Genomic DNA, 8,781 nt, shown 5'->3' with positions numbered 1-8,781 from the left:
GGGAAGAGAACAGAGGGAGGAAGGGGCCGGGGCGGCGGTGGCCCGGCCCCCAGGGGTGCGAAACGGACGGCGCGGGGGTCAGCCCTTCACCGCGCCCTGCATGATGCCGCCGACGATCTGCTTGCCGAAGACCGCGAAGACCAGCAGCAGCGGCAGTGTGCTGAGCAGCGCGCCCGCCATGATCAGGGCCTGGTCGGGGGTGTAGCCCCGGCCCAGACCGGCGACCGCGACCTGCACGGTCGGGTTGCCCAGCTGGGTCAGGACGAGGAACGGCCAGAGGAAGTCGTTCCAGGTCTGGACGAACATCAGCATGCCCAGCACGGCCATCGCGGGCCGCGCGGCGGGGAAGACCACGTGCCAGACCACCCGCCAGCTGCTCGCGCCGTCGACGCGGGCCGCCTCGATGATCTCGTCGGGCAGCGCCTGGAGCAGGTACTGCCGCATGAAGAACACACCGAACGCGCTGACCAGCGACGGCAGGATGACCGCCTGGAGCTGGTCCGTCCAGTCGAGCTTGGCGACCATCATGTACAGCGGGATCACCTGGAGCTGCGGCGGCACCATCATCGTGCCGATCACGATCAGCATCAGCGCGCCACGGCCCCTGAACTTCAGCTTGGCGAAGGCGAACCCGGCGATCGTCGACAGGAAGACGATGGTCAGCGAGGAGACGCCCGCCACGATCGTGGTGTTGAGGAACGCCTCGCCGAGGTTGGCGTCCTTCCAGGCCACTTCGATCTTGTCGAAGAGGTTCGCGCCGAACCAGAACGGCGGCGGGGTCTCCGCCAGTCGCGCGTTGTCACGGGAGGCGGCGACCGCCGTCCAGAACAGCGGGAACAGCGAGATCAGGGTGAACCCGATGAGGATGATGTAGGCGACGGGCCCGGCGTGGTGCTGGCCGCCCGCCCGCGCGGCCTTCGGCCCGCGCCTGCGCCCGCCGTTCCGGGGCGGCTCGGGCGCCGCGTCGGCCGGGGGCTTGGTGATTGTCGTCGTCACGGCCGGTCTCCTAACTACTGGCGCGCAGCCGGCGCGAGATGACGTAGTTGATGATTCCGACCACGATGAGGATCAGGAACATCGTCCAGGCGATGGCGGAGGCACGGCCCAGGTGCTGGTTCACCCAGCCCTGCTCGTACAGGTAGAGGCCGAGCGTCTGGAACTGGTGCTGGGATCCCCCGGACGCGCCCTTGTTGGCGTCGAACAGCAGGGGCTCGGCGAAGAGCTGCGAGGCACCGATGGTCGAGACGACGCAGGTGAACAGGATGGTCGGGCGCAGCGACGGCAGCGTCACATGGAGGAACTGCTTCCAGCGGCTCGCGCCGTCGAGGGCCGCCGACTCGTACAGGTCCTGCGGGATCGCCTGCATCGCGGCCAGGTAGATCAGCGCGTTGTAGCCGGTCCAGCGCCAGATGACGATGGTCGACACGGCGATCTTCGAGTACCAGGTGCCGTTCTGCCAGTCGATCTGGTCGACGCCGAACAGCCCCAGGAACCAGTTGATCATTCCGTAGTCACGGCCGAAGAGCAGCACGAACACCAGGGTGGCGGCGGCGATCGACGTGGCGTACGGGGCGAGCATCACGACCCGGTAGAAGGTCGAGGCGCGGAGCTTGTAGTTGAGGATGTGCGCGATGCCCAGCGCCATCATCAGCTGCGGGACGGTCGAGATGACCCCGATGATCAGGGTGTTCTTCGCCGCGTTCCAGAAGAACTCGTCGTCGAAGATGCGGGTGAAGTTGCGCAGCCCCACCCAGCTCATGTCGGTGGGGGCGGTCAGCTCCACCGCGTGCAGCGAGGCCCAGCCGGTGTAGAGCAGCGGGAACAGGCCGAACGCGACGAACAGCAGGAAGAAGGGCGAGACGAAGGCGTACGGGCTCCAGCGCACGTCCCGTTGCCAGCGGCGGGACAGCCGGGCCCGGCGACGCTCCTCGGTCGCGGACTCGGCGGGCGGGCGGGCCGGGGCCGCGCCCCCCTTGACGGGGGGCGCGGCGGCGTCGTGCCGTGTGGGCATACCGGTCACTTGTCCAGTGCGTTGTCGATGGTCTTGACGGCGTTCTTCCACGCCTCCGCGGCCGACTTGCCCTGGGCCACGAGGATCACGCCGTTGTCGGTCAGACCCTGCTGGATGATCTGGTCCTTCGGGCCGATCGTCTGCACGGGGATGTTCTTGGCGGCCTCGGCGAAGATCGTGCCGATCGGCGCGTCACCGGTCATGTCGTTCTTCGCGTCCTTGACCGCGGCCGAGTCGTAGGCGGCCGGGGTGCTGGGGAAGCTGCCCTGTACGGCGAAGAGCTTCGCCTGCTGCTCGGGAGCCGTCAACCAGGCGGCCAGCTTCGCGGCCTCCTCGGCGTTCTTGCCGTTCTTCGGCACGGACAGGAAGGAGCCGCCCCAGTTGCCGGACTTCGGGGCCTGGGCGATCTCCCACTTGCCGGCCGCCTCGGGCTTCGACTTGCCCTTGATGTAGCCGAGCATCCACGGCGGGCAGGACATCGCGGCGAACTTGCTGTTGGCGATCGTGGTGTCCCAGGCGGGCTGGAACTGCGTCTGGTTGCCGACCAGCCCGTCCTTCGCTGCCTTGGCCGTGAGGTCGAAGGCGGCCTTGACGGCCGGGTTCGTCTTGTAGATGACCTCACCGGAGGAGTCGTAGAACCGGTCCTTCTCGCTGCTGAGGATCGCCTGCAGCAGACCGCCGGGGGAGTCCAGGAACGTGGTGCCCTTGGGCGCCTTCGCCTTGTACTTGTTGCCGGTCTCGACGAGCTTGTCCCAGCTGCCCGCCCACAGCTTGCCGACCTCCGCGCGGTCGGTGGGCAGTCCGGCCTTCTCGAAGAGGTCCTTGCGGTAGCAGATGGCCATCGGGCCGACGTCGGTGCCGAGGGCGACGGTCTGGCCGCCGGAGGTGGTGCCCTGCTGCCACTTCCAGGGCAGGTAGTCGTCCTTCTTGCCGTACTTCGACAGGTCGAGCAGCTTGTCCGACTGGGTGCCGACGATTTCGGCGATGTTGCCGACCTCGACCATCTGGATGTCCTGCAGGCCGCTGCCCGTGGTCAGGTGGTTGAGGAGAGCGGGGTAGTAGTTCTCGTTCCGCTCCACGACGGTCTGCTGGATGTCGATGTCCGGGTGGAGCTTCTCGTACTCCTTGTACAGGCCGGACTCCTCGAAGCCCGCGGTGCCGAACAGCCCCAGGGTGATCTTGGTCTTGCCGCCGCCACCACTACCCGACGACGTGTCGTCCTCGTCCTTGCCGTCGTCGGCACAGCCGGCGAGCAGCCCGGCGCCCAGCGCGGCGACGGCCGCGATGACCACCGTCTTGCGCGTAGTGCGGGCGATTCGGGTGCCCCCGCCCGACCGCAGCCGAGAGTGGGGGAGGGTACGTGCTCGCATTGCGTCCTCCTGATGCCCTGACGTGCCGACCCCCCGGCCAACTGCGTTGTTGGGCCCGTCTTTTCACTGCTGCGGCTCGGGCGGGGAACGTGCGGGATGTGTAAGTGCCAGGTACTGTGGGAGCGCTCCCACAAGTGATGTGTTGAAGAGTCGTCGGTTCGTGCGGGGGTGTCAAGGGAGTCGGCGCGGAGAGATGTCTTCGGTTATCGGGCTGTTAACTAACCCCGGGACCGAAGGCCGAGCATGCCCCGAACCGACCGCCGGCGCGACCGGGGGGACTTCAGAGGTCGGCGGGACCGAGGAGACGAACAGGTCGGCGGCGGCGTCCGCGCCGGTCCGGGACCGGGTCCCGGCGTCCGGAACAGGGGTCGCCGGACGTCGCCCGGGGAGCGGGACTGTTAGATTCCACGCCAGCGCGGTGTGAACGGGAGGCGACCATGGTGGCAGGCCACGGAGCACGGGGCCGAAGCGGCCGGCGGCCGACCCTGGAAGAGGTCGCCGCACGGGCCGGTGTCGGCCGCGGCACGGTGTCCCGGGTGATCAACGGGTCGCCACGGGTCAGCGAGGCGACCCGGGCGGCGGTCGAGGCGGCCGTCGCGGAGCTGGGCTACGTCCCGAACACGGCGGCCCGCGCCCTGGCCGCGAACCGCACCGACGCGATCGCGATGGTCGTGCCCGAGCCGGAGACCCGTTTCTTCTCCGAGCCGTACTTCTCCGACATCCTCAAGGGCGTGGGCGCCCAGCTCTCCGACACGGAGATGCAGCTCCTGCTGATCTTCGCGGGCAGCGACCGGGAGCGCCGGAGACTGGCCCAGTACCTCGCCGCCCACCGGGTCGACGGGGTCCTGCTGGTCTCCGTGCACGCCGACGACCCGCTGCCGGACCTGCTGTCGCAGCTGGAGATCCCGGCCGTGATCAGCGGTCCCCGCTCCGAGCACGAGACGCTGCCCTCGGTCGACTCCGACAACTACGGTGGCGGCCGCTCGGCGGTGGAGCACCTGATCGAACGCGGCCGTTCCCGGATAGCCACGATCACCGGCCGCCTCGACGTCTACGGCGCCCAGCGCCGGATCGAGGGCTACCGCGACGCCCTGGAGGACGCGGGGCGCGAGGTGGACGAGCGGATGATCGTCCCCGGTGACTTCACGGAGGAGGGCGGCCGCCGGGCGATGTGGGAGCTGCTGGAGCGCTGCCCCGACCTCGACGCGGTCTTCGCCGAGTCCGACGTGATGGCGGCCGGTGCCCGTCAGGTCCTCCGCGAGGCCGGACGCCGGCTGCCCGACGACGTCGCCATGGTGGGCTACGACGACTCCGCCATCGCCCGCCACATGGACCCGCCCCTCACCAGCGTCCGGCAGCCGATCGAGGAGATGGGCCGCGCCATGATCGACCTGCTCCTCGACGAGATCGCCGACCGCCGTCCGGCGATCTCGCGGGGCCTGGAACGCCGCCAGGTGGTCCTGCCCACGGAGCTGGTGGCGCGGGCGTCGTCCTGAGCGCGTCCGGCCCGGAGCGTGTTTCGCACGTGGTGCCGCCCGCCCGACAGAAAAACGCCCCGGGGATGGGGCGTGGCGTTCCGGGGTACCCCGGGCGTGCACGGGGCTACAGCCTCGTGCCGCCGGGGCACATACTGGTGGAGCCGGGTGTGAGGCGGTATCGACGCCTCACACCCGGCCCTCCCGTGGTCACGGGACTCAGCAGCTGGTGCTGGCCGAGCTGGTCGGGAGCTCCGCCTCGTCACCGGCGGTCTCCAGGCCCTGCATGTCGAGGATCTGGTCCATGTCGCACCTCCTTTCGATGGTTGTGGGGACGGGGGACGGACGGACCGTGAAGGTTCGTCGGGTGTCAGCAGTTGGTGCTGGCGGAGCTGGTGGGGAGCTCCGCCTCGTCACCAGCGGTCTCCAGGCCCTGCAGGTCGAGAATCTGGTCCATGTCACTCATCCTTACCTGATCGGTTTCTCGGGGTGGTGCACCGGACACCGGGTGGTGTCCGGACCCGCTGATCGGGGATCAGCGGGAGCTTGTGGGGTCCGCCGGTGCCGACGGACGGTCGGTGAAGAAGGGCAGGAAGCGCCCCTGGTCGCCCATCACCGCTGAGGTGGTGAGCAGGACGCCCGCCGTGCCGGTGGCGAGGTCCATGGACAGCTTCAGCAGGAGGTCACCGGGGAAGGCCATGTGCCCCTGGTGGGAGAGCGCGTACCAGCCGAGCCGGTCCAGATGCCGGGCGACCACCGCGGGCCGCGCCAGCGCCGGGTCGCGGCGGCCGGCCCTCTCCAGGGCCGCGACGAGCCCCGAGCGGCCCATGAACAGCTGCGGCATCACCACGAACTCGGGGGTGCAGGCGGTCAGCAGCGCGGGAAGCGCCTCCCGCAGCCGGTCGTCGTCCCGCAGGGTCAGCACCTCGTCCGCCACCAGGGCGATCCCGGCGCTTCCCACATCCAGGTAACACAGGGTGCGTACGCCGGCCTCCTCCACCTGGAGCGAGCCGTTCGGGGTGGTCGTGCAGCGGTCGAGATCGCGGTGGACGGCGGCCACGGCCAGGTCGAGATGGCCGGGGTCCCCGGACACCTCGTACAGCCGGAGGAAGAACAGTGCCACTCCCGACCAGCCGCGCATCAGCCCCGCCCGGACGGGCGGAGGGTCCTGCGCGGTCCGGCCGCCGGTGACCGGGCGATTCGTCCGCAGCGCCTCGGCGAGCGTGTCGGCGACGTGGGCGATGTCCTCGTCGAAGTCGACGGTCTGCCAGCGCTCCGCGAGGTGCAGGTGGGTGAGGCCGATGCCGGTCAGTCCGTCGTACAGGCCGATGCCCCGTGCGGCGCGGGCCGCGTCGCGGGTGCGGTCGACGAGCCGGGCGGCCGCCCCGGTGTGGCCGAGGTGGTCCAGCGCGTAGGCCAGGCCGTGCGTCCCGTTGTAGAAGCCCTGGCGGGGGCCCGGCCGGTCGGCGGCCTCGACCAGCCACTCCTGGTGGGCGTCGGGTACGGGGAGCCCGCACACCGACAGGGCCCACAGGACACCCGCGGCGCCGTTGGCGAACGTGGCGCCCGAGGTGACGAACTGCTCGCAGTCGCCGGGGAACAGCCGGTTCCGGTGGGAGAGGTCGGCGCAGGACACGATCGCCGAGGCCATCGAGGCAGCCGCCTCCCGCACCGGGGGGAGCTGTGTCCCCGCCGACGCCGCCCCCGCCGGGCCGGACGGCAGCAGCATCCGCCGCACCGGGTCCAGATAGCCCTCGGGCAGGGGGAACCGCTCGGCGATGAAGTCCAGTTGCTCCGCGGTCTTCGCGGGATCGAGCGCCCGCAGCTTCTCGTAGGGGAGGAACATCGCGGCCTTGAGGGAGGCCAGACAGTAGTGGTCGAGGTCGACGCCCCGGAGGCCGGTCTCGGCGGAGAAACCCATCGTGGCCACGGCCGGCCGGTGGCCGGTGTCGGCGGTGTCGAACGCCGCCTCGTAGTCGATCAGGGCGACCGAGTCGTCCGGGCGGACCAGGACGTTGCCGTAGTGCAGATCACCGAAGCCCACACCGCGGGCGTGGAAGCCGGCCAGGATCCGCTCGATCCGGTCCAGGACGGCCAGGACCCGCTCGGTGTACGCCCGGTAGTCCTCGGGGGAGGAGTTCTCCGAGACGATCATCGGGTGGATGCGGGCCATCCACACCCAGAGGTTCGACGCGTCCACGTGTTCCATGGCCAGGAATTCGTGGCCGTCCATCGTGAAGTAGTCGAGGACGCCGGGTGCGCCCTCCGTGCCGGCCAGCCGGTCCAGGGCCCATTTCTCCCTGCGTAATCGGGTCACCGCGTCATGGGACTTCATGTCGAGCCCCGCGTGCGGTCGTGCCTCCTTGAGGACGCACACCTTTCCGTCGCTTTTCCGTTCCGCGAGATAGACGCCGCCCGCGTTGGAGAAATGCATGGCGCGCTGAATTCGGTACGGGAATTCCGGGCCGGTGGTGCGCCGGTCCAGGACCTCCTGGACGAAGGGCGGGACCGGGGCCCAGTCGGGCAGGGTGAACACCGGCCGGCGCTGGTCCGGCACGAGTGTGCCGTCGGGCCGCGCCAGGGCGGGCACCACGGCGCCGTTCGGTTCGGTGCAGAACCGTTCGACGAACGCCCCGTACCGCAGGTGGAGCGGGCTGTCCGGCCACTGGAGGTCGCTGAGGACGCGGGGGCCGGTGATCCCGTCGAGCCGCTTCGTCAGGTCCTCCAGGAGGGTGAGGAGCTGCTCGTCGTCGCGGGGGTAGATCGTGACCAGCTTGCCGCTGCCGGAGCGCGGCGCGTACTTCGTGTTGTGCGCGAGGTGGACCTCGCGGGTGCTCAGGTACTTGAACTGCACGTTCTCGCCGACGCAGTGGTCCCAGACGATCTCCAGGGCGCGGTCGGTGTCCTCGGGGCCGGCCGAGACATGGATCTTCCAGCCCTGCTCCGGCAGGTTCCTGACGGGCGGCACGAGGTGGGTCCAGCCGGCCCGCTCGGTGCGGGTCCAGCCGGCCGGGACCGGCCGGGTCGCGACGGTGAACGGGGCGAATCCGCGGTCCCAGTGGTCGGGCGTCTCGAAGAAGAGCGGGTCCGCGTAGCAGTAGATCTGCGGATCTCCGACGGCCATGACTCTTCCGGTCCTTCCGATGGCGTGGGCTGCGGGGAGGGTGGAGCGAGGGGTGGGGCGAAGGGATTACCGAAATGGAATTCCCGGACTTTCTGTATTTCCGTTCCGGGCTTTCCTGGTTATATCTTCGCCTGCTTTATCGGAGGGAGTCAATATCTGATTCAGAGATTTCTTCGATTTCTTCGGCGAGGTTTTTCGGCAGGGCGTTGCGCAGCCGCTCCAGCTCGGCGAGGACGTCCGGGAGCGGGGGCGCGGTCCGGCCGTCGCGCCGGCCCGTGGTCATGCTGACGCCGGGCCGCGTCGGTGCCACCGACAGGTTGGGGCGCTCCGCGAGCGCCTTCAGATGCCGGACGTAGGCGGGGTTGTCCTCCACCCGTGGCGGCAGGGACGGGGCCAGGACGATCGGCGCGGCGGTGCCGTGCAGCGCCAGCAGGCTCGGGCTGTCGCCCAGGCCGAGCGCCGCACGCGCCATGTAGTGCAGCGAGGCCGGGTAGACGGCCACCGAGTCGGCCCACTCGGCGAGTTCGACGTGCAGGGCCGTGGGGAGCGGGTCGTCGGTCCAGGTGTCGCCGATCGCCTGCCGGCCGGTGAGCGCCGACAGCGCCTGGAGCGTCACGAAGCGCTGTGCGCTGCGCGTGGCGACGACCTGCACCGCCGTGTCCGGGTACTTGCTGCGCATCCAGGTCAGCCAGTACGGCAGATGGACGGCGTTGACGGCCCCGGAGGCGATCAACAGCAGTCTGCGGCCGGTGAACGGGGGCGGTGCCGCCTTCGGTGGCGCGGCCGCAGACTGCTGTTGAT

General features: G+C 70.0%; 7 protein-coding genes. 1 reads left to right on the top strand and 6 read right to left on the bottom strand.

Annotated features, from left to right (window positions below):
- Nucleotides 1-78: 78 nt before the first annotated feature.
- From AOK23_RS27455 to AOK23_RS27445, 3 genes are read right to left on the bottom strand one after another with little or no spacing between them, the layout of a single operon-like run.
- Nucleotides 79-996, bottom strand: coding sequence for a carbohydrate ABC transporter permease (locus AOK23_RS27455; RefSeq protein ID WP_055715300.1), 918 nt, complete (start codon nt 994-996; stop codon nt 79-81).
- Between the two features lie 10 nt (nt 997-1,006).
- Nucleotides 1,007-2,011, bottom strand: a complete 1,005-nt coding sequence (locus AOK23_RS27450) for a carbohydrate ABC transporter permease (RefSeq protein WP_055715299.1) — start codon at nt 2,009-2,011, stop codon at nt 1,007-1,009.
- A gap of 5 nt (nt 2,012-2,016) precedes the next feature.
- On the bottom strand, nt 2,017-3,381 hold the full coding sequence (locus AOK23_RS27445; protein ID WP_055715298.1) for an ABC transporter substrate-binding protein: 1,365 nt from the start codon (nt 3,379-3,381) through the stop codon (nt 2,017-2,019).
- Nucleotides 3,382-3,821: 440 nt separating this feature from the next.
- Here AOK23_RS27445 and AOK23_RS27440 point away from each other — a divergent pair, with 440 nt between their 5' ends.
- On the top strand, nt 3,822-4,877 hold the full coding sequence (locus AOK23_RS27440) for a LacI family DNA-binding transcriptional regulator (RefSeq protein ID WP_055715302.1): 1,056 nt from the start codon (nt 3,822-3,824) through the stop codon (nt 4,875-4,877).
- A gap of 349 nt (nt 4,878-5,226) precedes the next feature.
- Here the strand turns inward: AOK23_RS27440 and AOK23_RS48995 are convergent, their stop codons facing one another.
- The 3 genes from AOK23_RS48995 to AOK23_RS27430 form a co-directional block, all read right to left on the bottom strand.
- Nucleotides 5,227-5,322, bottom strand: coding sequence for a class III lanthipeptide (locus AOK23_RS48995; RefSeq protein ID WP_206187772.1), 96 nt, complete (start codon nt 5,320-5,322; stop codon nt 5,227-5,229).
- A gap of 69 nt (nt 5,323-5,391) precedes the next feature.
- Nucleotides 5,392-7,980 carry a class III lanthionine synthetase LanKC gene (gene lanKC, locus AOK23_RS27435; protein WP_055715297.1) on the bottom strand — a complete coding sequence of 863 codons (2,589 nt, stop codon included), beginning with the start codon at nt 7,978-7,980 and terminating at the stop codon, nt 5,392-5,394.
- 136 nt (nt 7,981-8,116) lie between these two features.
- The coding region (locus tag AOK23_RS27430; protein ID WP_338056526.1) for a flavoprotein at nt 8,117-8,781 on the bottom strand (665 nt) is incomplete at its 5' end.

The sequence above is a fragment of the Streptomyces torulosus genome, assembly GCF_001419765.1.
Taxonomy (GTDB): domain Bacteria; phylum Actinomycetota; class Actinomycetes; order Streptomycetales; family Streptomycetaceae; genus Streptomyces; species Streptomyces torulosus.
This window is presented reverse-complemented; position numbering and strand designations above follow the sequence as displayed.

Bases quoted from the DNA above. Each gene is read 5' to 3' on its own strand.
- AOK23_RS27450 (WP_055715299.1), bottom strand. From the start codon at position 2,011: ATGCCCACACGGCACGACGCCGCCGCGCCCCCCGTCAAGGGGGGCGCG.
- AOK23_RS27445 (WP_055715298.1), bottom strand. From the start codon at position 3,381: ATGCGAGCACGTACCCTCCCCCACTCTCGGCTGCGGTCGGGCGGGGGC.
- AOK23_RS48995 (WP_206187772.1), bottom strand. From the start codon at position 5,322: ATGAGTGACATGGACCAGATTCTCGACCTGCAGGGCCTGGAGACCGCT.
- lanKC (WP_055715297.1), bottom strand. From the start codon at position 7,980: ATGGCCGTCGGAGATCCGCAGATCTACTGCTACGCGGACCCGCTCTTC.